We start from the raw sequence: 26,126 nt of genomic DNA, 5'->3' as shown, positions 1-26,126 counted from the left end.
TATCAAACCGGAGCGATCCGCTGGGTAACCAGCAGAAAGAACAGCAGTCCGCCCAAAACAAGCCGATAGACCACAAAAACCAGCATGCTGTGCGTCTTGAGAAAGTAGAGCAGAAAGGCAATGGCGGCATATCCGGTGATGCCGGATACAACCGTGGCAACAACCGTCGCCAGCAGCATCGTCGGATCGAAGTCCTTGACTTCCCGAACAAACTGCAACAGCCCGGCGCCGGTCAGGGCCGGAACGCACAGCAGAAACGAAAAGCGGGCGGCAGTGGCGCGGTCAAGCCCCAGCAGCAGGCCGGCAGTGATGGTCGTGCCGGAACGCGAAGCGCCCGGAATGAGCGCCAGCGCCTGTCCGCAGCCAATGAGCAGGGCATGCCACCAGGTGAGGTCAGACAGCTTGAGGCGGCGTGATCCCAAAACTTCAGCCACGACCAGAAACACCGCCAGACCGACCAGCGCCCCGGCAATGACGTACAGGTTTTTCGTCAGCACCCCCTCGATGATTTTCCTGAATCCGAACCCGAACACGATGACCGGAAACGACCCGATGACAATCAGCCATCCCAGTCGGGCCGGTTCACCCAGTTCCCGCCGCTCCTGCAGCCAGGCCAGGTTGTCGGTCAGAAAGCCCCGGGCAATGTTCCACAAGTCCGGGAAGAAATAGACAATCAGGGCCAGGACCGTACCCAACTGGATAAAAGCCACAAAGCCGGTCAACTGCTCCGGCGTCAGCTTTTGGTCAAGCTGAAGCAGCTTGCTGACGAGAATCAGATGGGCTGTACTGCTGATGGGCAAAAACTCAGTCAGCCCCTGGACGATACCAAGAAGAATGGCTTGCAGGATGGACATCATCAACAACACTGGCAGGAAATGTCCGGGACGTGGGCCCCGGCAGCCTTGGCGGGCAATGCTACTGCACGCCTTCCAGCGAAGCACGTGCTTTCTCGCGTTCTGGCTGCTGCTCTGGGGCTGGGTGCCGGCGGCGGGCGGGCCTCCGCCGGTGGCGGCCGGCGCGTCCCGGTGCTGTGGCCGGCTTTACGTGATCGTTCGGGCAGAAGGCCGCCTGAAACCGGAGTCGCTCCCGGTGGCCGGTGTCAAAGTGGAGCTGCGTCAGCGCTCTTCGGAAGCGGCGCTGACATTTGAAACCGACCGCAACGGCCGCGGTGCCCACGTGGGCATCCCGGAAGGCGTGTACCGTGTCCGGTTCATCCACCCGGACTTCACTACGGTGGAGTTCACCGAAGTGAACATTCAGGCGTGGCCGCCAGTGGAGTTGGTTGTGGACCTGCCACCCCGCACGCCCACCGCACCAAACATCATTCGCCGCCTTCCCTACCGTACGCCGCTCATCACCAGGGACGGCGGCTCAATCCGTAAATTGACGTCCTCCCCGCCCTAAAGGGCGGAGATTCCTACCACAACTACGCACGGATCGCTCCACGCGCCGTCGTCTCGGCGGGTTCCTGCTTCCGACTGCCTATGCAGTTCGATCCACAGGCCATCCGGGCTGACACAGGCAGCCAGTCCACCTGCATCCCGACCAAAGCGTTGGCCGTGTCCTGCCCTTCGTCCCGCAATCGTTGTATCCCGCGAGAAAGGATGTTGATCGCGCCAACAACGTCGGCGTTATTCTCATAGCCGCACGCCACGCATACGAACCGGGCTTGGGTCTGGCGGTTGTCCGCCGACACGTGGCCGCAGCCTGGGCAAGTGCGACTGGTGTTCTGCGGCGGCACGGCAATGAGATGGCCGCCTTTCCACGCCAGCTTGTAGTCCAGTTGGCGGCGGAACCCGTACCAGCCCTGGTCGAGAATGGATTTGTTCAGGCCGGACTTGGCCCGAACGTTTCTTCCCGGCGCATCTGCCGTGCCTGCCGCCGACTTGGACATATTACGCACCTGCAAGTCCTCGATACACACCATCGCGTGGTTTTTGCTGATCGCGGTCGAGGCCTTGTGCAGGAAATCGCGGCGGGCGTTGCCGATGCGGGAATGGATGCGCTGGACGCGGGCTTTCGCCTTCTTCCAGTTGTTGCTGAACTTGACCTTGCGGCTCATGGCTTGCTGCGCTTTGCGCAGGGCAACCTCATGCCGCTTGAAGCTGTTGAGGGGTGCGTAGAACGTGCCGTCCGAGAGCGTAGCGAACCGGGCAATACCCATGTCGATGCCGACCGCGCCACCCTGCGGGATGGCCTGCTCGACCTCTCGCTCGGTCTGAATGGAAACGAACCACTTGCCGCCGCTCAGGCTGACGGTGACGTTGCGCAGATCGCCCAGCACTTTCCGGCTGTTGCGATAGCGCAGCCAACCGAGCTTGGGCAAAAAGATACGGCTATTGCCCTGATCGAGTTTGATTTGCTTGGGGTCGGGATAGCGGAAGCTGTCCGACCGCCCCTTCTTCTTGAAGCGCGGAAAGTCGGCGCGTTTGGCGAAGAAGTTGCTGTAGGCGCGCTCCAAGTCCTTGAGTTTTTGTTGCAGCGGGTGAATCGGTGCATCGGCCAGCCAAGCCGTCTCTGCGCTATTGCGCCACTCAGTGAGCAGCTTGCACAGCCCGGCATAGCCGAGCTTCTTCTCGCCACGCTCGTAGCGCTCCTTCTGCAAGGCCAATGCCTTGTTGTAGATGAACCGGCAAGCGCCAGCGAAGCGGCGCATCTGCCGCTCCTGCTGGCCGTTTGGCATGAGTTCGAATCTGAAGGCCTGGAGGCGTTGCATAACCGCAATTATACTCTTGGTCTATGGGTGATGACAACGATATTCGACATGGGCGGCACTGTGTTTTCAAGGTGCACGTTCACGTGGTCTTTTTGGTGAAATACCATCGTGCGCCAGTACATCGAGCAGCAACAGACACCGCACTGAGATAAACCCAAAGGACGGCTCCGCCGTCTGCGCTATCCTTCCCCGCCCTGAACGGCGGGGCTTGCCGCGCATCCCGGTCATCCGCAACTGAAGGCACTGAAACCGAAAAACACTGCCACCCGGCCAGCAATGACACCGAAAGCGCTTACTTGGCGTAGTAGCCCTTGCGCGTAAAGATGCGCCAGTCTTTGGCTTCACCGGAGCGCAGGATTTTGATGGTGATGGAACGGAAACTCCCATCGCGGGTTGCATCCGACGGAACGTAGGTCAAAATGTACTGCTGCCGCAAATCCGTCTCGATCTGCTGAAAGGCCGCCACATAGTCTGCCGGGCTGCGCGGGAAAAACGCCCGTCCGCCGGTGGCCTCACACAGGCGCTCCAGCGTTCGACGGTCAATGCCGGTGATGGTGACGCCGCCGAAGCCGTTGGGCACTCCGCCCGGAATCCCCACGGCATACACCTGCACGTCGGAACGCAGGGCCATGTCAATGGCATCGTTGAGTTTGTAGCGGCTCGTCGTGTCTTCCCCGTCCGTCAGCAGGATGATGACACGCCGCCCGGCTTCGCGGGGCAACATCTCGCTGGAGATAACATAGACCGCATCGTACAGGCTCGTGCCGGTGATGGACGGATCCAGCGGCGGCGTACCGCCATACACATAGCCCCCGGATTCAAACCGGACATCGTCAACCGCCCGTTCAAGCGCCGCCAGGTTGCTGGTGAGCTTCTGACGCACTTCGATGTCGCGCCGGAATGTCACCACTCCGGCGAGGTCTTTTTCAGGCCGGAGCGCCTGGCGCAGAAAGGCTTTGGCCGCCAGGCGCTGCTCGGCAATGCTGTACTGCTGGCTGCCACTGATGTCAAAGACCAGGGCAAAGGTCAGCGGCAGATCATGCTCGCGGGTGAAGGAGAAAATTTCCTGCGGCTTGCCGTTTTCCAGCACCTGTACGTCCTGGGCTGTCAGGTCATTGATGTACCGGTTGCGCTTGTCCACTACGGCAAACGGGACAGTCACAAGCTGGGTTTGAATCCGCAGCGTGTTCTCGTCTGTGTCGTCCGGCTCGGAGTCGTCGTTCCGGGGCGCGTCCGACTGGGGAGCATCCGGTTGGCCGACCGTCCGTGGACGGGAGGGCGTAGCCGGCGGTTCCTGAGTCTCGGAAGGCGGCGGGGATTTGGGTTTGGCCGGCTCGTACTGGCGCGGCGCAGTCTCGCGTTTGCGCCCACTCTGGGCCACAGAGGATGACCAGGCTGCCGTCAGCAGCAGGACGACAGCAACGAGCCAGGCCACACTATGACGCAGGGACGAACAAACCATGCCCGGCGAATCTCCCACTCCGTCAAACTTGGTTGAGTCCCAGAGGGCCGATGGGTCCCCAACCGGCTTATTCTACGATGAATTCTTCATCGGGAAAGGGATGCAGGTTGTATTCGCTGGCCATACTGCGGGCGTAGGCTCCGGCATCGGCAATGGCCAGCCAGTCACCTTCGCGCACCTCCGGGAGTTCGATGCCCTGGGCCAGGAAGTCCGACGACTCACAAAGCGGACCCACCACATCCACCACGCGGCTGGGGCCGGCCCGCTGCACGACCGGCAAAATCCGGTGGTGGGCCTGGTACAGCGCCGGACGGATCAGGTGGTGCATCCCGGTGTTGACGATAACAAAGGTCTTGTAGGGCGTTGTTTTGACATACTCGACCCGGGCCAGCAACACGCCACAGCGGGCCACAAGAAACCTTCCCGGCTCAAAGAGAATTTCCCCGGCCAGTCCCTGCACGCCCTGTCGGATGACCTCGGCATAGCGCGCAAAGTTTTCCAGCTCGCGGGCTTCATCACCGGTGTCGTAGTGGATGCCAAAACCGCCCCCCACATCAAAGGTGGACAGCGCAATGCCCTGCTCGCGCAGCGCCGCCACCAGCGGACGGGTGTTGCGCAGGGCTTCGGCGAAGTTTTCCACGTCCACGATTTGCGACCCGATGTGCAGTGAGACGCCCACCACCTGCACCCATCGGGCGGACTGCCGCGCCAGCGCCAGACACGTCATGACCGCTTCGGCGTCAATCCCGAACTTATGACTCCGAAAACCGGTTGCAATGTACGGGTGGGTTTCAGCATCCACCGACGGATTAAAGCGAAAGGCAATGCGGGCCGGTCGGCCCAGGGCTTCCGCCAGGTCAATGATCCGGCGCATCTCACCGACCGACTCGACGTTGATCTGCTTGATGCCGCAGGTCAGCGCCAACCGCAGTTCGGCATGCGACTTCCCGACCCCGGAGAAAATGACCCGCTCCGGTGGCACCCCGGAGTCGAGAGCGCGTTGCAGTTCACCGCCGGAGACGACATCCGCCCCACCGCCCAACTCCACAACCCGGCGCAGAAAGACCGGATGGGCATTGGCCTTGACAGCATAGTGGATGGTATGCGGCAGGCCGGCAAAAGCCGACCGGAAGCATCGGTAACGTTCAGTGAAATGGCGCAGGTCGTAGAGGTAACAGGGTTCTGTGCGCCCGGCAACGAAGTCCCGCAGGCAGCACTGCGGTTCGCGGCCAAAGTGGAGGCTGTCACCTATGTAATCAAGTAGCATCAGCCCACTTAGTACCGCCCGGTAGAGTCTGAGGCCTCGGCATTGACTTCCCAGTCATACGTGTACACCAGGAAGTTGATCGGCTCGGTGTACTGCACTTTGAGAGTGACCTTTCCTCCCTGCCGGTTGACCGTAAACTTGGCTTCTTCAGGCACATTGAACTCGTTGCTGACTTTCAGCCACTGGTTTTCGAGTTCTTTCTCCGTCATGTAGCCCTTGGCGCCGATGGCATACTTGCGCGCCAGTTCCGCGAGTTCATTCTTGACGTTCTGCTCACGCCAGTACGCAGGCAAAGTCTTGAACAGGATAAAGCCAATGGTGGCTACAACCGCAAGGACAGCAATGAGCTGCCCGTATCCTTCCCCACGCTCGGTTGTGCGAACCGGACGACGCAGCACAAAGTGTCTGCCCATGAACTACGTTCTCCTCAATCCTCGACGGCCACGCCACCAGACTGCACCCGGCCGGCGACCGTCCTGTGGCGTTCGCATTGCTGATGGAGTCTGCCAAAAGTAGCCTGCATCATAGCAAGCCGTCAGTTTTCTGCCTAGCCGGGTCAGATCACGGACAAAAACCGAAAAGGCCGCTCAGATACAAGTGCGCTACGTTTGTGGGCGCACAGTTACCTTGACCCCTGTCCCCGGCTGTGCGGATACTTCGCCAGCAGGCTGCGCCATCGCCGCTCCCCATGGGCGATGCAACTTTTATCAGGCTCATCACTCCATCCATGGCGCTTTCAGTTGAAACACCAAGTCCGGTCACAGACACCGACACACTTCAGGCGAACCAATCCGCACCGCAACCGTCGCCCAAGCCTTTCAAACCGCGCAAGTCCCAGGCTGAGCGGATGCTCGATGCCACGCTTCGCTTTCTGAGTTCGGTCAAGGTCGGGGTCTTTCTGCTGGCCGTGCTGATTGTTGCCTCGGTGCTGGGCACCGTCATCATCCAGAAGGGCACCAGCGGTTTTACGGAGTACTATGCCAGCCTGCTGCCAGCCGAACGGGAACTGTATGAGTTTCTCGGTCTGCTCGACATTTACCACACCCGCTGGTTCAACCTGCTGCTGCTGACCGTCAGCCTCAATATCGTGCTCGCCTCGATTGACTACTTTCCGGCGGCCTGGCGCTACGTACGCAAGCCGATCGTGAAAGTCAACCAGGCGTTCATCAATCGCCAGCCATTTCGCCATGTGGCCCATGTGACGGATGCGGCAACGGTCATTCAGACGCTCAAAGCGCGGGCGGAGCAGGAATTACGTCCGCTCATCCACCGGTGGCTGCCCATCAGCGCCGTGTATCGGGTCGTTGAGACGGTCAACCCACGGGATGGCAGCACAACCATTCTGATGGAAGCCCAGGCGTGGAACCGACTTACGGCGTATGCTGTTCACGCCGCGTTGCTGACCATCTTCGGCGGCGCTTTGGTGGGCGGGTTGTTTGGTCACAAAGGTACGGTGCGGATGGTGCCGGGACAGGCGGCCAACACCTTCGTCAGCTTTGGGGCGCCTGATGAGCCGGTCCGGGAATTTGCAATGCCCTTCACGCTGGTGTGCACCGACATCGAACAAAACCTGCTCGATCCGCGCAAACCCGACCTCAGTGCGCCCAACACGCTCGACTGGCACACGCGCGTCCTGATCAAAGATGAGCAGCGTGGAGTGGAAATCCCGGCCCACATCCACCTCAACCATCCCTTCGACTACCGTGGCTACCGTTTTTTCCAGGCCAGTTTTGACAACTTCGGCAGCGCCCGGACGGTCAACATCGAACTCCGTCCGGCTGGAAGTCAGACCGGTACAGCCTACGTCATTGGACGCGAACCGACTGATATTCCCGGACTGGGGCGCGTCCGGCTGGCGGATTTCATTCCCGATGTCACCTTCCAGGGCGGACGCCTGGGGAGTGCCAGCGGCGAATACCGGCGTCCGGTTGCCATTCTGGATGTCCTTGGTGACAACCCACGTCAGCTTTATGCTTTTCCACCAGAAGGTCTCGCCACCCTGGGCAATGCTCCATTTCTCAGGGCCAAAACCGAAGTCGGCGACCTGCGCCTGGTCCTGACCGACTTCGAGAAAGTTTCCAGCGGCCATATTCTTCAGGTGCAGTATGACCCCGGCGTGACGACGGTCTATCTCGGCTCGGCAATGCTCATCGTGGCGCTCTGGCTTGTGTTTTTCTTTGCGCATCAGCGGCTGTGGCTGTACCTGGAGCCACTGCCGGATGGCACCCTGCGCCTCAGTCTTGCCGGGCATACCAATCGCAACCGGCCGGCCTTTGAGAAGCGGTTTCAGTCCATTGTCGCCGCCCTCCCCTCTGCCGCTGGCAGTGCGCTACCACCTGACAGGCAGATGTCTGCCACCAACTGATTCCCGGAGACCAAGGTTATGGCCGAATCCCAGCTTAGAGCCAAACTCCGCCAGTTGTTCAAAGGGAGTGACGCTGCTGAAGCCGAGCAGATGGTTCCGCGCCTGGCCGGGATTCCAACCGAACGCCTGCTGTTTCTCACCAGCATCGGGGCGGGACTGGCCAGCCTGTCGCCCCGGACGGCGCTGGAGTTTTTCCGGGTCACGCCCGAAGTTGCCACACAGCTCACGTCGTTTGAGCTTCAGGCGTGGGGTGAGTGTGGAAAACGCCTTGCGTCCACCAATGTCGAAGCCGCCTACCAGTTCTTCCGGGCCAGTCCCCAGGTCTTCGAGGCGCTGCCTTCGGCTCACCGCCTGAGCGCCATTGTCCTGACGACGCGCCAAGCAACGATGTCCACCCGCACAGCCGTGGAAACGTTCCAGATGTTTCCCTCGGTTGTTTCCCGGATTGACAGCACTCCGGTGCTGCCGCGCCTGCTCTCCATCGTGAACGAAGTGGCGCGTCACTCGGTGCGACACAGCCAGGACCTGCTGCGCCAGTCGCCGGTTGTGGTGACGCACGTCCGCACCTTCGACAGCCCTGACCAGGCGCTGCTCAACCGCCTCGTCGAAATGACCGCCGCCTTTGCCTACCGCGCCGGCGGCACGGCGGCCGAGTTTTTTCTGGCCATCCCGAACTTCCTCACCCAACGCACGCATGGCCATCTGAACGCGCTGCTTGAACACACACAGGCCTTTCTGGAACGCGGGGGCAGCCTGGCGCTGTACTACCTGCGCGCCGCCACGGCGGTTGTCCAGCAGACGGGCCACCAGGGCTATGAACCCTGGCGGCGGCTGGCGCTCACGATGTGCGCCCAGGGAAATACGAACAGCTATCAGTTCCTGAAGCTGACGCCGGAAGTGATGCAGACGCTGGCCGCCTCGCGGTCGGGCCCTGACCTTACGGCTGCGCTCCGGTTGTTGTGTGAGACCGTAGCCGATCTGGACCGGGTGGACCGTACAGCGGCCTTGGAATGCTTCAAGTCAGCTCCGCTGGCGCTGCGCCAGACCAACATTGAACATTTCCGCAACTGGGCCCTGGCCGGACTGGCGCACCACCCGGATGGACGCGCTGTTCAGGCTTACTACGGCTTGCAGTCCCGTGCGAGCCGGGCAGCGCTCCAAGGCGGACAGGACGGTGTGGCGCTCGATACGGTCTCTGCCATCCTCCGGCTGTATGTCGAAGGTCTCACCGGACGCAGCGTGACGATTGTCCCACTTTCAAGCGCCGCCGAGCAGTCCGTCATTGGCGATGGACGCACCATTCCGCTGCCTGGTCGAATCAACGACTTCGCGGATGAAGAATCGAATTTCCGGCTCTACAAGGTACTGGCCGCTCACGGAGCCGGACAGATTGAGTACGGCACTCATGCCGCCGACACCCCGGAACTCATCGCGTTGCGGCAGGATTTCCAGGCGGCTTTTCCCACGGCTCCACCGCCAACGGGACGGGAGCCGGTGACCTATCGCACATTGCTGCGGCACTTTCCCGATCCAGCAACCGCCACGCGCCTGTTTACAATCCTTGAGAACGCACGGATTGACCGCCGCCTGCGGCGCGCCTACCGGGGCATCCGCCGTGACCTGGATTTCATTGCGGCCCGGTTGCGGGAGACCCGCCCGGATGTCCTACAACTCCCGCCGGAGCACCAGTGGACGGAAATCCTGTTTCGGATCGCCCTCTGCGGCGGTGTGGATGCCGTCACCCGGCAACAGCTTCCGCATATTGTCACGGCCCTCGAACAGATTGTTACAACCTATCTCGACCATCCGACGGCGGCGCTGACCGATACCCTGCTGGCGACCCAGCGCATTTACGACATCATCGAACAGGTACAGCCCTCCGATGCGACCGAAGCGGCCGTCAACGAGGTCGTCCAGCAACCGGATGATGCGCCGGGTGAAGCCGGGGCAACTGAAGTTTCCACTCCGTCCACCTCACCGGCGTCACCTTCCCCACCTCAACCCGGTCAAAGTTTCGAGACGTGGAGCCAGGAACACACCCCCTCCCAGCACGACCTCACCGCCCAGTTTTTACGGGAAGGGCTGACCGATGACCGGATGCTGGAAGCTGACGGACAGGCGTTTTTCTACGATGAGTGGGACCGCGAACTGGGGGATTACCGCGTCAATTGGTGCCGGGTGATTGAGCACCGGCCCACGGCCGGCACACGAACCTTTGTCGAACTGACGCGCGCGCGCCACCAGGGACTCATTTCCTCAATCCGCCACCAGTTTCAGCTCATGAAACCGGAAGCGCTCCGTCGGGTCACGGGTGAACTGGACGGGGAAATGTTTGACCTGGATGCTGTGATTGACCGCCAGCTCGACCGGCGGGCGGCGCTCTCCGGTAATGAACGCATCTACATCAAGCACCTGCGCCGCCATCGCAACGTCGCCGTGGCCTTTCTGCTCGACATGTCAAGTTCGACAGCACGTACCCTGACGCGCTATCCCAGGATGCCCTACACGCGGCCGGGACAACGCATCATTGACATCGAGAAAGAAGGGCTGGTCATCATGAACGAAGCCCTCGAAGCCGTCGGCGACAGCTATGCCATCTATGGCTTTACGAGCGAGGGCCGCCGCAACGTCCGCTTCTATGTCATCAAGGAATTTGAAGAACGCTACAGCGCCCAGATCGAGGAACGGATCGGCGGCATCAACTACCAGAACAACACCCGTCTGGGCGCTGCCGTCCGGCATGCCGTCTGCAAACTGACCGGACACCAGGCCCGCACCAAGCTGCTCATCCTGCTTTCGGACGGCCGGCCCTACGACCATGACTACGGCGACGCCCGCTATGCCCGCGAAGACAGCAAGCAGGCCCTGCGCAGCGCCCGGCAGTCCGGCATCACGCCGTTCTGTATCACCATCGAGCGGGATGCCGACCAGGAACTCAGGGAACTCTATGGTGACGTGGGTTATACGGTCATTGATGACGTGCTCAGCCTGCCGGAGAAGCTGCCCGGCATCTACCGCCGCCTGACAAGCTGACCAGGGCCGGCCCGGAGATTTGGTACAGCCATGACATCAATGGTGATTGTTTCAGGTGGGCAAACCGGTGTGGATCGGGCGGCCCTTGACGCGGCCCGACAGGTCGGACTCGAATGTGCCGGGTGGTGCCCCCACGGGCGCTGGGCCGAAGACGGCCCACTTGCGCCGGACTACCCACTGCTTGAAACCCCGGACACAGACCCGGCCCAGCGAACGGAATGGAACGTACGCGACAGCGATGCCACCCTGATCCTGCTCGAAGATGAGTTGTTGGGCGGCACACGGTTGACCCTTGACTGTACGGTGCGCTGGCGCAAGCCCTGCGCCCTGGTGATGCTTCAACTGTCCGAAGCCGCAGACATCATTCTTGCCTGGATTGCGCAATGGCAACCCGTTCGGCTCAACATCGCCGGCCCGCGCGAAAGTGAATGTCCGGGCATCTATGCCCGCAGCCACCGGCTCTTGACGCATGTCCTGACTTCGGTGAAAGTCCTGCGGATGTAACCTTTTCTTCCCACTGCATTTCCAGGCATTCCATGGATCACCACCTGCTCCAGGTGGAGCACCTCGTCAAGCACTTTCCGGTCGCCGGTGGCCTTGTCAAAGCCGTGGACGGGGTGAGCTTCAGCCTTCTGCCCGGTGAAACCTTCGGACTCGTTGGGGAATCCGGCTGCGGCAAAACCACCATCGGCCGCACCATCCTGCGGCTTGTCGAACCATCCAGTGGGAGGATTGTGTTCGACGGCCGCGACCTGCGGCAGCTCTCCCGCTCCGGACTGCGCCGGGTACGGCGCGACATGCAAATCGTCTTTCAGGACCCTTATGCCTCACTCAATCCCCGGATGCGGATTGGCGAAGCCATTGCCGAACCGCTCGTCATTCACGGTATCGGCAACCGCCAGTCGCGCCAGGAACAAGTGGCTGAACTGCTACGGGTCGTCGGTCTCGATCCCGACTACGCCAGCCGGTATCCGCATGAGTTTTCCGGCGGCCAGCGTCAACGCATCAGCATTGCGCGGGCGCTGGCGCTTCGGCCCAAGTTCATCGTCGCCGACGAACCGGTTTCCGCCCTGGATGTCTCCGTTCAGGCCCAGATCATCAACCTGCTGGCCGACCTGCGGGAACAGTTTGGGCTGACCTACCTGTTCATTTCCCACGGGCTGGCCGTGGTGGAGCATTTCTGCACGCGGGTGGGTACGATGTACCTTGGAAAACTGGTCGAAGTGGCCCCGACGCGCCGCCTGTTTACCCAACCGCGTCATCCCTACACCCAGGCACTGCTGGAAAGCATCCCCATTCCTGACCCGTCCCGGCGCAAAGTCCGTGCACCACTGGCCGGAGATGTACCCAGTCCGCTCGCGCCCCCGCCCGGCTGCCGCTTTCATCCGCGTTGCCCCGTTGCCGTGGATGAGTGCCGCCACCGGGAGCCACCCCTACGCGATGTTGGCGAAGGACACCAGGTAGCCTGCTGGCTGGCGACGTGACCCAGCCCCCTGAAAATCTCCGCCCGGGAACTGAACCCGGCTGAAGCAAAACAACAAGGTAATGTACGGAAGTGACGCGCCTGCGTTAGAGTCAGGTGAATGTCTCTCGTATGATTGAGGTAGTTTTATGAATCGGCGCCAAGCAGCACTCGATTACCATGCCCAGGGACGGCGCGGCAAAATCGAGGTCATCCCAACCAAACCCTGTCTGACGCAGCGCGATCTGTCGCTGGCCTATTCGCCCGGTGTGGCGGAACCGTGCCTTGAAATCGCCCGTGACCCGGCCGCAGCGTACACCTACACAGCCAAAGGCAATCTGGTCGCCGTTGTTTCCAACGGCACGGCCGTACTTGGCCTGGGCAACATCGGCCCCCTGGCCGGCAAGCCGGTCATGGAAGGCAAAGGTGTGCTGTTCAAACGCTTTGCCGACATAGACGTATTCGACCTGGAACTGGCGACGGAAGACCCCGAAGAACTCATCCAGACGCTCAAAATCCTTGAACCCACCTTCGGCGGCATCAACCTCGAAGACATCAAAGCCCCGGAGTGCTTCTACATCGAGCAACGGCTGCGTGAAATCCTCGATATTCCGGTCTTTCACGATGACCAGCACGGCACGGCCATCATTTCCGGCGCCGCCATCCTCAACGCGCTGGAACTCGTCGGCAAGTCCCTCAACAGCGTCAGAATCGTCTTCTCCGGCGCGGGCGCCAGCGCCATGGGATGCGCGCGGATGTACAAAAAACTCGGCGTCTGCCCGGAAAACATCCTCATGTGCGACACCAAGGGCGTCATCTACCGTGGGCGCACGGAAGGCATGAACGAGCACAAAGCCGAGTTTGCCGTGGACACCGAAGCCCGGACGCTGGCCGACGCCCTGCGCGGGGCCGACGTGTTCATCGGGCTGTCGGCCAAGGGCATGGTGACACCGGAAATGCTCAAGACCATGGCGGAACGTCCAATTGTGCTGGCAATGGCCAACCCGGACCCCGAAATCAGCTACGAGGAAGCCAAGGCGGCCCGCCCCGACTGCATCATGGGCACCGGGCGCAGCGACTATCCCAATCAGGTCAACAACGTGCTTGGTTTTCCCTTCATTTTCCGGGGCGCGCTCGACGTGCGGGCGCGGACCATTACCGACGGCATGATGCTGGCGGCGGCGCACGCTCTGGCCGCTCTGGCCAAGCAGGATGTCCCGGAAACGGTGGCCAAAGCCTACGGGCTTTCTCACCTTGTCTTCGGCCCCGACTACATCATTCCCAAACCGTTTGACTACCGGGTGCTCATCTGGGTCGCGTCGGCGGTGGCTGAAGCGGCCATGCGGGATGGTGTGGCGCGGATTCACCTCGATCTGGATGAGTACCGCGAAACGCTGGCCAGCCGGCTCGGCAAGTCGCGGGAAACCCTGCGCATCATGTTTACCAAGGCCCGGCGCGCACCACGGCGGGTGGTCTTTCCCGAAGGCGATGATGACCGCATCATCCGCGCGGCGGCGGCGCTGGCTGAAGACCGGATGGCCCAGCCTATCCTGCTCGGTGATCCGGCGGTCATCCGCGCCCGCGCCGAAACCCTCCGGCTGGCTCTGGATACCGTCGAGATTGTCACGCCCAAGGGTTCGGAACGTTTCGAGGACTATGCACAAGCCCTGCACCGGCTGCGTCAACGCAAGGGTTTGACGCTCATTGGCGCGCGTCAAATGCTCAAGCGGTCAAACTACTTCGGGGCCATGATGGTGCGGATGGGTGATGCCGATGCCCTGGTGACCGGCGTGACGAGCGCCTACTCGGAAGGACTCAAGCCGTTGCTCCGCGTACTCGGAACCGGAACCAACGTCCGGCGCGTCATGGGACTGCATCTGGTGCTGGCCAAAAACCGGGCGTACTTTCTGGCCGATACGACGGTCAACATCGAGCCGACGGCCGAAGACCTGGCCGACATTGCCATTCATGCCGCGCGCACGGCCGAGCAGTTCGGCATCGAAGCGCGGGTGGCCATGCTGTCGTTTTCGACCTTTGGCAGTGTGCGTCATCCATTCACCGAAAAGGTACGGCGGGCGGTTGAACTGGCGCGGCAGAAACAACCGACGCTGGTCATTGATGGAGAAGTCATGGCCGATGTCGCCCTCTCGCCGGAACAACTGGCGCGGGACTATCCATTTTCGGCGCTGGGTGAAAAACGCACGACGGTGCTGGTCTTCCCTGACCTGCAATCGGCCAACATTGCCTACAAACTGCTGGCCACGCTGGGCGGGGCTGAGGTTGTCGGGCCAATTCTGATGGGACTGGCCTATCCGGCACACGTCCTGCCGAACAACGCCGAGGTCAAAGACATTGTCAACCTCGCGGCCATTGCCGTCGTGGATGCCCAGGAGCGGCACCGCCAGCCGGCTGTCCAGGCCGCCGGCAGAATGTGGTAGCACAGGAGCGGATGCCGTCGTGATGCACATTCTGGTCACTGGCTTCGAGCCGTTTGCCCATTTTTCCGGCAATCCGTCCCGGACGGTGGCTCTGACTGTACCGCCTCCCGCCGGTGTGAACCTGTCGCGTCTGGTGCTGCCGGTGGTTGCCAACGAAAGCGTGGCGCGGCTGATGCAGGCTGTGGAGGAAACCCGTCCGGCGGCCGTACTGGCGCTGGGGCTGGCAGCCGGACGCCGCGCCATTGCCCTTGAACGGCTGGCCGTCAACCTCGATGACTTCACCGTAGCTGACAATGCCGGAAACCGGCGGCAGGATACGCCGGTCGTGCCGGACGGGCCGCCAACGCTGTGGACGACACTCCCCATCCGTGCAATGGAAGCTGCGCTCCGCGCGGATGAACTTCCGGTTGAAATTTCGTATTCCGCCGGAACCTATCTCTGCAACCACCTGTTTTACGCCGGGCTGTACGCCCTGCGCCAACGGCGTCTTTCGTGCCGGTTTGGCTTTGTCCACCTCCCGCCGACGCCCGATCTGGAAGCCGGCGGGCTGCCGCTCACCCAACAACTGCGCGCTGTGACGCGGCTCCTTGAAGTCCTGCGCGACACCACCGGGAGCGATATATGGTCAAGCCTCCGGCCCTGAAATCCGGCGACCTCATTGGCGTCATTGCGCCGGCCAGCAACGTCCGCCCGGACTGGCTGATGGCCGGTGTCCGCGAACTGGAGCGCCTTGGCTTCCGCGTCATCCATCGCCCGGACATTGGCGCAAAGGAACGTTACACGGCGGGCACACTGCGCCGGCGGCTGGACGAACTGCACACGCTGTGGACGAACCCGGAAGTCAAAGCCATCGTGGCAGCGCGTGGCGGCTACGGCACGATGCACCTTCTGCCACACATCGAAGCCGCCCGGCTGCGCGCTCAGCCCAAAATCTTTGTTGGCTACAGCGATCTCACCGCCCTGCATCTGTTTCTGCACCGCGCCTGCGATCTGGTGACATTTCACGGCCCGATGGTGGCCAAGGATTTTTCTGCCGGGCCAACGCACTACGACTGGGACAGTTTTCAACGGCTGGTGATGAACGCCCAACCGGCGGGAAAACTCACTTCCCCTCACGTCGAAACCCTCATCGGCGGGACAGCCACCGGCCGGCTGGTGGGGGGCTGCCTTTCCCTCGTGGCGGCGCTGGTCGGTACGCCGTGGCAACTCGCCACCGAGGGGGCTATCCTGTTTCTGGAAGACACGGCCACCAAGCCCTACCAGATTGACCGCCTGCTCCAGCAGTTGCGGCTGGCCGGACAACTTGACCGGGTGGCCGGGTTTGTCTTTGGTGAAATGAGTGACTGCGTGCAGCATCCCGACCAAGGGTATCAACTGGCGGAAGTCATCCATGACATCATCCGCCCGGTGGGCGTCCCGGCGCTCTATGGCTGGCGCAGTGGGCATAGTGAAGTGGGCAACCTGACGTTGCCCTTTGGCGTCCGCGCCCGGCTCGAAGCCGGGGCCCTGGACATTCTGGAAGCAGCCGTCACCTGAGATGGCAGCCTCCAGCTTTTGAAAGGCCGTCCAGCATGATTTCAGGCAGCGCGCTCGTGGGCATGACCCTGGATGACCAATACCAGGTGCTGACGCGCATTCACACGGGCAACGGCGCGACGGTGTACAAGGGCTATGACCTGCAAAATGACCGTCCGGTGGCCATCAAGGCCATTTCCCAGCATGAGTTCGGAAAGTACCACGACGCCGTGCTGCGTTTTCGCCGGGAGATGGCCCTGCTGTCCCGGATTCGGCACCCCAACATCATCGAAATCTACAGTCAGGGTGAAACCTCCTACGGCATTGCCTACTTCGTCATGCAGTGGCTCGACGGGCGCACGCTGCTGGATGAACTCGATGACATCGGGCAGATGCTGTTGACGCGGATTCAGGCGATTTTCGACCCGGTCTGCGAAGCCGTGGCAGCCATGCACGCAGCCGGTATCCTGCACCGCGATCTGAAACCGGGTAACATCTTCCTCAGCCGCCAGTCCGACGGAAGCGAGCACACGACCCTGCTTGACTTCGGCATTGCCAAGCCTCTTCTCGCGTGGCAGGGGGCGGACTTCGACATTTCAGGTGAAAGTGTGGCGATTGGGACGCCGGAGTATATGAGCCCGGAGCAGTGTGGGGAGCAGGAACTCACGGCGGCCAGCGACATTTACAGCCTGGGGGTGGTGCTCTACCGCATGCTGGCCGGGCGGCCGCCCTTCGTCGGCCCGTCGCAGTACGTCATGGCCCGCCACATTGCCGCACCGCCGCCACCGCTTCACCTCTACCGCCCGCATCTGTCCGAAGCGGTTGTGGCTGTGGTGCAACAGGCACTGGCCAAAGCCCCGGCCGAACGCTTTGCCTCTGTCCTGGATTTGCGGCTGGCGCTTGACGCCGCCATTGCCGCCACGACCGAAGACCAGCTCTACCGGCAACCCCAACCGCCGGAAACTGACGCGGCTGGCACATGGTATCGAACCCGGCAGATTGCCGCCCTGCAGTTCGATGCAGCCCACCCGGAAACCGCCTGTCCTTCCCGCCCGGAAGACGAACCAACTCCCTAGCCTCGCGCACGGCATCGGAACCGGGCAAGTGACCTCTGCCGCGTGCCGTGGCGCCCCTCACTTCCGAAACCGGCGTGTGGCCATTGACTATCTTGCATACACATTGGCCCGCACGACCTTGTCATAGAGCTGCTGGCGCGCCGGATCGAACAGCAGCCACAGGTTCAGCAGGAAGCAGATGTTGCTGAAGACATTTTTGAGGACCTCGCGCAGGATGGCCATCCCGAAACTGAGATATTGCCCATCTTCGCGCAGGACGACCGTCCCGGCGACCTTCTTGCCCGGTGATGCCCCACTGGTGCTCGTCATGTAGGCGCAGAGCAGACCATACCCAATGACCCCAAGGTAGATCAGGATGTAACCGCCGGCGGCCCGCCCGGCGGGGACCTCTGCCCCCTCCCCCACGCCAGCCATAATGGCGCTCATGTAGAAAAAAATCCCCGGCAACGCGCACAGCACGGAAAGAACCCCGTCCACGAAACTGCCGATGAAACGTTGTCCAAGTCCGGCCGGGGTGGCTGGCAGCGCGGCCAGCATCGGATTGTAGCTGTAGCCACCAACCTGCCCGTAGGCCGGGGTGTAAGGGTCAGCCTGGGGCGCATAAGGCGCAGCCGCCGGCGGCGGGTAGGACGGGGCCGCGTATGGCGACGCGGACATCCCGCCTTCCATTCCGGGTGCGAGCAAAGTCGTGGCTCCCGGCGGAAACCAGCCCTGTAACTCCGGGATTTGGGCGGCGGCACTCCACCCCAATCCCGGCTGAAACACCTGGTCGGTGGGAAGCACCCGGCCTTCACGAACCCACTGCTTGAGTTCTTCGGGATTCGTCTCGTAGGTTTGTCCCTGTACGACAACGCGCCATGTCATTGCCGGAAGCCACCTTTCCTGCGTCTTTATTCCTGTCCCTGCACGAAACGTACCATCCAACCAATCTTATGCCGGACTGGGTTTTCCAGAGGGAAACCGGGGCGCACAGCGTTCGCGGGGAGAACATCCGCGCCATCGTATCCCACCGGCTGCCGGTGTCAATGAAAGGGGTTGATCAGACTTGATGTTACGGGCGGACAATTGCGTTCTGACCGGGCGTTTGTATAATGGCAGACTTCCTTTGTGGAAGGTGCATCGGTCAATGCACAGCACGGTACACTGCTTTGCCCGTGCCTGCCAACCAACAGCCACTTCGATAAGGACGTTATACCACCATGAAGTTTTCTCTTCCGCTCTGGGTGCTTGCCACGGTTGCGGCCGGCTTTACAACCGCGGCGGCGCAGGCACTCCCGACAGGGAGTTCCCAACCGGCGGCTCCCGCCAAGGCGACCTCCATTCCGACGGGCCGTGTCGTCATCGTCAACACCCTGGTGTTCGGTGACAAAATTGACGAGTTTCGGCGGCAAGCCCAAAAGCTGGAAGAAAAGTTCAAGCCCCGCACAACGGAACTCGAAAACCTGGCCAAGCGCCTTCAGGAACTGACCCAGAAGGTGCAGGATGAAAAGCTTTCGGTCGAAGTCCGTCGCCAGGCCCAGGAACAGGGACTGGCCCTTGAAAAGGAATACAAGCGCAAGGACGAAGACCTGCGCGCCGACATCGAGCGCGAACAACAAACTGTCCTCAATCCGCTCCGCGAAAAAGTCTTCAAGTTCATGGAGAGTTACGCAGCAGCGCGGGGCATCATCATGATCATTGATGTTGGCGCGCTGGCGGCCAACAACAACCTGGGCATGATCCCGTACGTGGACAATGCGGCCGACATCACCGAAGACTTCATCCGGGAATACAACCGCGCCAACCCGGTAGCCGCGCCCGCCACCAGCGCGAAACCGTGAGTGGGTAGCCTGTGGCCATGACGCTTGGTGAACTGGCCGCAGCCCTTGGGCTTTCCTGTCTCGGCAATCCACAGGTTCTGATTCTGGGAGTTGGCGAGTTTGAAACCGCCCCACCCACCCATCTGGCGCTGGCGCTCGGTTCCCGCCGCGACCGACTGGCCACCTCCCGGGCCGCCGCCTTCATTGTTGCGGCCGAGACGGTGACGGAAGCCGATGCTGCCCGGTACAACCTTCTGCCGGCGGACTACCCCAAGGTCGCCTTTGCGCGGGCCATTGCCCTGCTGCATGTTCCGCCCCGCCAAGCCTTGGGAATTGCCCCTGAAGCCACACTGGCGGCGGATGTCGTCATCGGTGACAGCCCGACGATTGGGCCGCACGTCGTCATTGGGGAAGGCTCCCGGCTTGGGGCGCGGGTCACGATTCATCCCGGTGTCGTCATCGGGCGCCACGTGACCATCGGCGACGACACGACCATCTATCCCAATGTGACCATTTATGACGGCGTACGGATTGGCGCCCGCTGCATCCTCCACGCCGGGGTTGTTATTGGCGCTGACGGCTACGGTTACGCGCGCGACGCCGACGGCACGCACGTCAAGATCCCCCAGGTTGGCACGGTTGTCATTGAAGACGATGTTGAAATCGGGGCGAACTCAACCATTGACCGCGCCACGCTGGGTGAGACGCGCATCGGGCGCGGCGTCAAGATTGACAACCTCGTGCATATCGCGCACAACTGCACGATTGGAGAGGACAGTTTGTTGGCGGCCCTGGTCGGTCTTTCCGGCGGCGTCAAAGTCGGACGGCGCGTGACCATGGCCGGGCAGGTTGGCGCCAATCCGCAGGTCGAAATCGGAGAGGGCGCAACAATTGCCGGTAAAACCGGCATCACCAAGTCCGTTCCGCCTGGAGAAACCTACGCTGGCATGCCGATTACGACCCTCCGCGAGTGGAAGCGTGAGCGGATTTACGCCGCCCGCCTGCCCTACCGCCTGCCGGACATCGAGGCCCGGCTGACGGCCGTCGAAACGCGCCTGAACACCCTCTTGCCGGCGCTGAGTCACCAGCCAGCGGAAAGCGAAGACTGAGACCCTATGGAAACCCTGCTGAGCACAACGCAAATCCAGGCTTTTCTCCCCCACCGCTACCCGTTTCTGCTGGTGGACCGCATCATCGATCTGACGCCCGGACAGCGCATCGTCGGTCTCAAAAACGTCACCATCAACGAGCCGTTTTTTCAGGGACACTTCCCCGGCATGCCCGTCATGCCCGGCGTGCTGCAAATCGAAGCCATGGCGCAGACCGGCGGACTGCTGCTGCTGAACCAGATTGCCGAACCGGAAAAAAAGCTGCTGCTCTTTGCCGGGATTGACGAAGTGAAGTTCCGCCGCCCGGTCGTCCCTGGCGACACCCTGCACATCACCATGACGCTGCTCCGCTTCAAGGGCCGGGTTGCCCGTTTGCGCGGCGAAATCACCGTCGAGGGGCAGGCCGTTTCCGAGGCCATCATCACCTCTGTTCTCGTGGATCGGGACAGCCTGACGACCGGCTGAGTTCACGGCCCATCACGGCCCGTCGGATGGCTCCCGCCACGCTTCAATCGTGGTCAACCACAGCTCCGGCGACACATCCCCGCGCACGTGGTAGCCATGGGCTTCCAGAAGCCGGAGCAACTCCTGCCCGCGCTGCGCAAAAGCGTGCAGTTCCATCGAAATCCAGCGCGGATACGCCCCATCGGCCAGCAGGCGCGGCAGCACCTCGTATTCACTGCTTTCGATGTCGAGCTTCAGCCAGCAATCCGGCTCGATTCTGGGGACGACACAGGGAACCGGAATCCCCGGCGGTGTCTCGTCAATGTACCCCCCGCAGGAAACAACGGGATGGTAGTACAGCGTGGTTTCGCGTGACCATAGACCCACCGGCTGCACCTCCGCGGCAATGTCATTGATCGTCAGGTTGTAGCGCAACTGCGCCAGATTCTTTTCATCCGGCTCGTAGCAGACCAGTTTGGCCTCGGGAAAAAGGGCGCTGGCATAGATGGCAAACAGGCCGATGTTGGCTCCGCCATCCACGATCTGGCGTGGCGTGAAGGGCGGCGGCGCATAGGCCCCTTTGATGATTTCCCCACCAACAATAAAATCTTCGCGGTTGTCTTGGCGCATAGCTACTGTACAGATGCGCCGGCCAATCCGCAGCCGCAGGTGAACCTGTCCCTCACGGGCGCAGGCATTGATTCGGTTGAAAAACCAGCTTCGCGCCCACACCCGGTGCTCGCCCATCGAAATCAACCCAACCAGCAGAAAAACCAACCATTTGTCCCGCCAGGTCACACCGGACCAGGCATAGGACCACAGCGAATACAGCGTGCGGGCTGTGCGCCACCAACGCATGCGAAAGCCCTCCTCTAACCATCTCCCCCGTCGCCAAACATGCGCCCAATGATGCGCTGCGCGTTGACCTGCCAGGAATTTTCCTCACGAAAACGCAACCAGTGCGGTTGTGGAGGGCGTTGTAACAGGTCTTCCAGACCCGTCACAAGCGCCTGAAGATCATCCGGTTCGACCCACCGCCCCAACGCATACTTCTGAACCAGCGTCCTGAGTGGCCCCGCGCCGCCCGATGCCAGACATGGCACATGATAGTTGGCCGCCAGCGCCAGCACGCCGCTGGCAGAACGAAAAGCCCGGCTGTAGGTCAGCACGACGACATCCGCAGCCGCAAAGAGATTGGCAGCTTCTTCATCCGGTACGTACCGCTCCATCCACCGGCAGCGGTCAGCAACGCCCAGCCGCTCGGCCAGTTCGCGGTAAAACGCCACGGGACGCTGCCCCGCCGACTGCACCCGCCCGGCCACAACGAGGTACGCCCGGCGGCAATGCTGCAAACTTTCGATGACCAGGTGCAGGTTTTTGGCATCGCGTATGTTGCCAAAGGCCAGCAGCACCGGTGCGTCGTCCGGCAGCGCAAGCTCCCGGCGCACAGACTCACGGGAGGCCGTCGGCGGCGGATACGGATAGATACCATGCGGCACGACCGTCACCCGCAGGCCGGGGTTTGGCCGCATGGTGTCAAGGGTAATGTCTTCGTGGACGAACGCCTCCCGCAGATGGGCGTAGGCATCCCCGACCGACCACCGGTGCCACCAGCGCGGCCCGATGACATAATCGCGCACCGGATCGTGAACAACAGCCCCGAAAACAACCCCTTCCCGCTGCAACCGCCGCAGCGAAGGCGACCACAGGGGAGCCAGATATTCCCCAAACGACCCGATAATGACGCGCCGGATGCCGCTGGTGCGGATGGTCTGCACGAGACGGCGATAGTTTTCCAGCTTGATCCAGACGTAGCGCCCGCCGCGCCACCAGCGGTTGGCAATCGGACGTTCCGGGCGCGGCTCCAGCAGGCGCGGGCAGCGGATGTACTGCGCCCCGGAGCGTACCGGATAGCATGGCGTCGTCAGCAGCGTCACCTCGACGCCCAGCGCGGTCAGCGCCTGGCATTGTTCGTGGGCATAGTCGGCCACCCCGCCGTGACTTTCCTCAAGAAAGTAGAGCAGTTGCCGCCCGGTGTGCGTCATGGTGTCTCTGCCGGAAACCACGCGGGATTATCCGGGCGAACCGGCGCGCCCAATCGTGGCAATGAGGCGTCCCACCGGCCCCCGCTGGCGTTCGCGGCGGTAGGAAAAAAACAAATCCGGGCGCGTCATCGTGCACCAGCCGGAAGCATGAATGCGGTCAGGACGGACACCGGCTTCCATCAACTGCCAGCGGTTGGCCTGCGGGATGTCCAGATGCAGCTTTCCGCCGGGCGACGGCCGCTGAAACCACGCCGCCGCTTCCGAAGGAAAGGCCTGCTGGAAGGCTTCGACAACTTCTTCGCCCACTTCATAGTGGGCAACACTTGCCGCCGGCCCCAGTGCAACGTGCAGGTCTTCCGGGCGTACGCCGTAGGTCTCCCTGAGCCGGACAACGGTCTTTGCGACAATCCGCGCCAACGTCCCACGCCACCCGGCATGAACGGCGGCAAAGGCCCCTGTCCGGGGACAACCCAGCAGTACGGCCTGGCAGTCGGCCGTGTACACCGCCGCCCACCGGCCCGGCTCCTGTCCGATCCAGGCATCCCCTTCCATCGGTTCCGCCGTAGCTTCGGAAACCGTGTCCAGAAGCTGCACCGTGTCACCGTGTACCTGCCGGAGCGTGTGCAGACGGTCTTTGGTTTCACCGAGCACCGCCAGAAACCGGCGTCGGTTTTCCGTGACGTTTTCCGGGCTGTCACCGGCAAAGTAGCCCAGGTTGAGCGCCTGTGCCGGCAGCGGACTCACGCCGCCCGGCCGGGTGCTGAAGCCATGCCGGAAACCGGCGGCTTCGAGCGGCAGGCAGACCAGAACGGCCACGTCTCCAGAACGTCGAAAGACAAAGGCTTGGTCAGGCATGGTTCAGGGGCAGGTGGCCCAGCAGCGGCTTTCCCCGGCCAACGCGCATGGCGCGCGTCATGGTCTCGCGGACATAGGCTTTGGCCCGCGTCACGGCTTCGACCACGGACAGCCCCCGGCCCAGCAGGGCCGCCAGCGCCGCCGACAGGGTGCACCCTGTACCGTGGGTTTCCATTGCAATCCGGCTGCCGGAGAAGGTGTGGAATTCCCGGCCATCAAACAGCACGTCCGTGGCGTCTCCGGGCAGATGTCCGCCCTTGACCAGAACCCACCGGGGGCCAAGCGCGTGGAGGGCGCGCGCGGCTTCGCCCATGGCTTCGACCGTCTCGACCGGAAAGCCGACCAGTTCCGTCGCTTCCGGCAGGTTGGGCGTCACCACGGTGGCCAGCGGCAGCAGTTTGGCTTTCAGCCGGGCAATGGCGTCGGGTTCAAGCAGAAGATGCCCGCTGCTCGCCACCAGTACCGGGTCCACGACCAGCGGCGCACGCCAGTTTGTGGCCAGCCAGTCGGCCAGGGCATCAATGATGTCACCCGTGGCCAGCATGCCGGTTTTGGCGGCGGCTATGGTCAGGTCTTCATGCAGGGCATCCAGTTGCGCCAGAACGACCTCCGGCGGCAGCGGATGAAAGCTTTTGACGCCGACGGTGTTCTGGGCCGTTGTGGCGGTCAGGACGCCCACCCCGTGCACGCCATGGGCCGCCATCGTTTTCAGATCGGCCAGCAGACCGGCACCGCCCGCCGGGTCAAGTCCGGCAATGGAAAGTGTGACCGTTGTTGTGGAAGCCGTCATGGCAGGGCATCGAGAATGGCATCCACCTTTTCAGGGGTGAGATGCTCGTGAAAGTCGAAGTTGATCTGCATGGCCGGCGCGGCCGAACACGCGCCGATACATTCGACTTCACTCAACCGGAAGCGCCCGTCCGGGGTTTTCTGTCCCGGCCGGATGCCCAATCGCTTCTCAAGGTGTTCCCGAATCTGCGGCGCGCCGCACAGGTAGCAACTGATCGTCCGGCAGAGCTGGATGTGGTACGTGCCAATCGGCTCGGTGAACAGCATGGAATAGAACGTCAGCGTTTCATACACGTCGTTCATGTTCAGCCCAAGCTTTTTGGCAATGAAGCGCATGCCGTCTTCCGGGACGTAGTTGCAGGCATTCTGCACCAGGTGCAGCAGGGGCAGGATGGCCGAGCGTTTCTGCGGGTAGCGGGCAATGATGGCGTCCGCCTGGCGTTCAAGTTCGGGTGTGAATACGTCAGCAAAGGTTGTTGGCATGCTCGTTTTACCGGTCAATTTCGCCCAGCACGATGTCCAGACTGCCGATGATGGCCACGACATCGGCCAGTAACGCACCCTGGCAAATCTTCGGAATGGCTTGCAGGTTCACGAAAGAGGGGCCGCGCACGTGGCACCGGAAGGGGCGTTCCGTCCCGTCGCTGATGATGTAGAAGCCAAGCTCGCCCTTGGAGCCTTCGATGGCGTGGTAGGCTTCGCCAGGTGGCACACTGAAGCCATAAGCGGCCAGCAGAAAGTGATGGATGAGGGCATCCATCTGGTGCTTCATTTCCTCGCGGTCAGGCAGGACGATCTTCGGGGAGTCCGCCTTGATCGGCCCCGGCTTGAGGCGGTCGAGGGCCTGGCGACAAATCTTCCAGCTTTCCTCCATTTCGCGCATGCGCACGAGGTAGCGGGCATACACGTCGCCCTCCCGCTCCACCGGAATGTCAAAGTCGTAGGTTTCATAGCCACAGTAGGGTTCTGCCCGGCGCACGTCATGCGCCACGCCGGAGCCGCGCAGCGTCGGCCCCGTCACCCCCAGCGCAATGGCATCCTCACCCGACAGCACGCCGACGCCACGGGTTCGCTTCTGGAAAATCGGATTGTTCGTCAGCAGCTTGTGGTACTCCGCCAGCGCCGCCGGGAACTCGTCCAGAAAGTCCCGGACCAGGCGGTTGAAATTCGGCGGCACATCGTAGGGCAGGCCGCCGACGCGGAAGTAGCTGACCGTCATGCGCCCGCCGCAGACGGCTTCGTAGATGTTGAGAATCTTTTCACGCTCGCGGAAACAGTAGAAAAACAGCGACATCGCGCCCAGGTCGAGCGCGTGCGTCCCAAGCCAGACCAGATGGGAAGCAATCCGTTGCAGTTCGGTCAGCAGTACCCGCAGGGTTTGTGCGCGCGGCGGAATGTCGTGGGTCAGCCCCAGCAGCTTTTCGACCGTCATCACGTAGCCCAGGTTGTTGCCCATCGGATTGAGGTAATCCATCCGGTCGGTGATGACGATGTTCTGCTGGTACTTCTTCGTTTCCATCTGCTTCTCCATGCCGGTGTGGAGATAGCCGATGTCCGGTTTGGCGCTGATGACGGTTTCGCCGTCCAGGATGAGTTCCAGCCGCAGCACACCGTGGGTTGAAGGGTGCTGCGGCCCCATGCTCACCGTAATGGCGTTGTCGAGCGCCGACTGCTCGCGCAGCAGTTCCCGAATCTTCTGCTGCGGGGCGTAGTCGAGTTCAATGACGTTGGAATGGCGAAGGGATGACATG

The 26,126-nt window shown here is 62.1% G+C and carries 24 protein-coding genes; 12 read left to right on the top strand and 12 right to left on the bottom strand.

Annotated elements, in window-relative coordinates:
- Positions 1-2 precede the first annotated feature (2 nt).
- Complete coding sequence (gene uppP, locus J8C01_RS05570; protein ID WP_249355393.1) at positions 3-857, bottom strand: undecaprenyl-diphosphatase UppP; 855 nt, start codon at positions 855-857, stop codon at positions 3-5.
- 55 nt (positions 858-912) lie between these two features.
- On the opposite strand from uppP, the gene J8C01_RS05565 reads away from it, so the two are divergent.
- A complete protein-coding gene (locus J8C01_RS05565) occupies positions 913-1,404 on the top strand; it encodes a carboxypeptidase-like regulatory domain-containing protein (protein ID WP_211431269.1) in 492 nt (163 codons plus the stop codon).
- 22 nt (positions 1,405-1,426) lie between these two features.
- On the opposite strand, the gene J8C01_RS05560 is transcribed toward J8C01_RS05565, so the two are convergent.
- The 4 genes from J8C01_RS05560 to J8C01_RS05540 form a co-directional block, all read right to left on the bottom strand.
- Entirely contained in the window at positions 1,427-2,716 is a 1,290-nt protein-coding gene (locus J8C01_RS05560) for an RNA-guided endonuclease InsQ/TnpB family protein (protein ID WP_211431268.1), read from the bottom strand.
- 292 nt (positions 2,717-3,008) lie between these two features.
- Positions 3,009-4,178: a VWA domain-containing protein gene (locus J8C01_RS05550; protein WP_211432662.1), complete on the bottom strand. Its 1,170-nt coding sequence runs from the start codon at positions 4,176-4,178 to the stop codon at positions 3,009-3,011.
- A 67-nt stretch (positions 4,179-4,245) separates the two neighbouring features.
- Positions 4,246-5,445: a diaminopimelate decarboxylase gene (lysA, locus tag J8C01_RS05545; protein ID WP_211432661.1), complete on the bottom strand. Its 1,200-nt coding sequence runs from the start codon at positions 5,443-5,445 to the stop codon at positions 4,246-4,248.
- 8 nt (positions 5,446-5,453) lie between these two features.
- Positions 5,454-5,858: a hypothetical protein gene (locus J8C01_RS05540; RefSeq protein WP_211432660.1), complete on the bottom strand. Its 405-nt coding sequence runs from the start codon at positions 5,856-5,858 to the stop codon at positions 5,454-5,456.
- A gap of 275 nt (positions 5,859-6,133) precedes the next feature.
- On the opposite strand from J8C01_RS05540, the gene J8C01_RS05535 reads away from it, so the two are divergent.
- The 8 genes from J8C01_RS05535 (at position 6,134) to J8C01_RS05500 (ending at position 17,334) form a co-directional block, all read left to right on the top strand.
- Positions 6,134-7,810, top strand: a complete 1,677-nt coding sequence (locus tag J8C01_RS05535; RefSeq protein WP_211432659.1) for a cytochrome c biogenesis protein ResB — start codon at positions 6,134-6,136, stop codon at positions 7,808-7,810.
- A gap of 18 nt (positions 7,811-7,828) precedes the next feature.
- On the top strand, positions 7,829-10,843 hold the full coding sequence (locus tag J8C01_RS05530; RefSeq protein WP_211432658.1) for a nitric oxide reductase activation protein NorD: 3,015 nt from the start codon (positions 7,829-7,831) through the stop codon (positions 10,841-10,843).
- 30 nt (positions 10,844-10,873) lie between these two features.
- Complete coding sequence (locus J8C01_RS05525; protein ID WP_041569101.1) at positions 10,874-11,347, top strand: putative molybdenum carrier protein; 474 nt, start codon at positions 10,874-10,876, stop codon at positions 11,345-11,347.
- A gap of 32 nt (positions 11,348-11,379) precedes the next feature.
- A complete protein-coding gene (locus J8C01_RS05520; protein WP_211432657.1) occupies positions 11,380-12,327 on the top strand; it encodes an ABC transporter ATP-binding protein in 948 nt (315 codons plus the stop codon).
- A gap of 127 nt (positions 12,328-12,454) precedes the next feature.
- A complete protein-coding gene (locus tag J8C01_RS05515) occupies positions 12,455-14,743 on the top strand; it encodes an NADP-dependent malic enzyme (RefSeq protein ID WP_211432656.1) in 2,289 nt (762 codons plus the stop codon).
- A gap of 22 nt (positions 14,744-14,765) precedes the next feature.
- Positions 14,766-15,386 (top strand): pyroglutamyl-peptidase I, encoded by a 621-nt coding sequence (locus J8C01_RS05510; protein ID WP_014099625.1) that lies wholly within the window; start codon positions 14,766-14,768, stop codon positions 15,384-15,386.
- Positions 15,365-16,279, top strand: a complete 915-nt coding sequence (locus J8C01_RS05505; protein ID WP_211432655.1) for a S66 peptidase family protein — start codon at positions 15,365-15,367, stop codon at positions 16,277-16,279. The genes J8C01_RS05510 and J8C01_RS05505 overlap by 22 nt, the downstream gene beginning before the upstream one ends.
- Positions 16,280-16,314: 35 nt before the next feature.
- Positions 16,315-17,334, top strand: a complete 1,020-nt coding sequence (locus J8C01_RS05500) for a serine/threonine-protein kinase (RefSeq protein ID WP_211432654.1) — start codon at positions 16,315-16,317, stop codon at positions 17,332-17,334.
- An 87-nt stretch (positions 17,335-17,421) separates the two neighbouring features.
- Here the strand turns inward: J8C01_RS05500 and J8C01_RS05495 are convergent, their stop codons facing one another.
- A complete protein-coding gene (locus J8C01_RS05495) occupies positions 17,422-18,198 on the bottom strand; it encodes an RDD family protein (protein ID WP_211432653.1) in 777 nt (258 codons plus the stop codon).
- A 335-nt stretch (positions 18,199-18,533) separates the two neighbouring features.
- On the opposite strand from J8C01_RS05495, the gene J8C01_RS05490 reads away from it, so the two are divergent.
- From J8C01_RS05490 to fabZ, 3 genes are read left to right on the top strand one after another with little or no spacing between them, the layout of a single operon-like run.
- A complete protein-coding gene (locus tag J8C01_RS05490) occupies positions 18,534-19,154 on the top strand; it encodes an OmpH/Skp family outer membrane protein (RefSeq protein ID WP_014099621.1) in 621 nt (206 codons plus the stop codon).
- Between the two features lie 17 nt (positions 19,155-19,171).
- Entirely contained in the window at positions 19,172-20,242 is a 1,071-nt protein-coding gene (gene lpxD / locus J8C01_RS05485) for a UDP-3-O-(3-hydroxymyristoyl)glucosamine N-acyltransferase (protein ID WP_249355489.1), read from the top strand.
- 6 nt (positions 20,243-20,248) lie between these two features.
- Positions 20,249-20,707, top strand: a complete 459-nt coding sequence (gene fabZ, locus J8C01_RS05480; protein WP_014099619.1) for a 3-hydroxyacyl-ACP dehydratase FabZ — start codon at positions 20,249-20,251, stop codon at positions 20,705-20,707.
- A 12-nt stretch (positions 20,708-20,719) separates the two neighbouring features.
- On the opposite strand, the gene J8C01_RS05475 is transcribed toward fabZ, so the two are convergent.
- Genes J8C01_RS05475 through nuoD form a run of 6 tightly spaced genes read right to left on the bottom strand, consistent with a single transcriptional unit; the run spans position 20,720 to position 26,125 of the window.
- Complete coding sequence (locus J8C01_RS05475; RefSeq protein WP_211432651.1) at positions 20,720-21,544, bottom strand: FkbM family methyltransferase; 825 nt, start codon at positions 21,542-21,544, stop codon at positions 20,720-20,722.
- 14 nt (positions 21,545-21,558) lie between these two features.
- A complete protein-coding gene (locus J8C01_RS05470) occupies positions 21,559-22,731 on the bottom strand; it encodes a glycosyltransferase (RefSeq protein ID WP_211432650.1) in 1,173 nt (390 codons plus the stop codon).
- A 27-nt stretch (positions 22,732-22,758) separates the two neighbouring features.
- Positions 22,759-23,586 (bottom strand): peptidoglycan editing factor PgeF, encoded by an 828-nt coding sequence (pgeF, locus tag J8C01_RS05465; RefSeq protein ID WP_014099616.1) that lies wholly within the window; start codon positions 23,584-23,586, stop codon positions 22,759-22,761.
- Positions 23,579-24,376 carry a bifunctional hydroxymethylpyrimidine kinase/phosphomethylpyrimidine kinase gene (thiD, locus tag J8C01_RS05460; protein ID WP_211432649.1) on the bottom strand — a complete coding sequence of 266 codons (798 nt, stop codon included), beginning with the start codon at positions 24,374-24,376 and terminating at the stop codon, positions 23,579-23,581. The genes pgeF and thiD overlap by 8 nt, the downstream gene beginning before the upstream one ends.
- Positions 24,373-24,858, bottom strand: coding sequence for an NADH-quinone oxidoreductase subunit NuoE (gene nuoE, locus J8C01_RS05455; RefSeq protein ID WP_211432648.1), 486 nt, complete (start codon positions 24,856-24,858; stop codon positions 24,373-24,375). The genes thiD and nuoE overlap by 4 nt, the downstream gene beginning before the upstream one ends.
- 7 nt (positions 24,859-24,865) lie before the next feature.
- Complete coding sequence (nuoD, locus tag J8C01_RS05450; protein WP_211432647.1) at positions 24,866-26,125, bottom strand: NADH dehydrogenase (quinone) subunit D; 1,260 nt, start codon at positions 26,123-26,125, stop codon at positions 24,866-24,868.
- Position 26,126 lies beyond the last annotated feature (1 nt).

Origin of the sequence: Chloracidobacterium sp. D, assembly GCF_018304685.1 — a bacterium.
GTDB lineage: Bacteria > Acidobacteriota > Blastocatellia > Chloracidobacteriales > Chloracidobacteriaceae > Chloracidobacterium > Chloracidobacterium thermophilum.
This window is presented reverse-complemented; position numbering and strand designations above follow the sequence as displayed.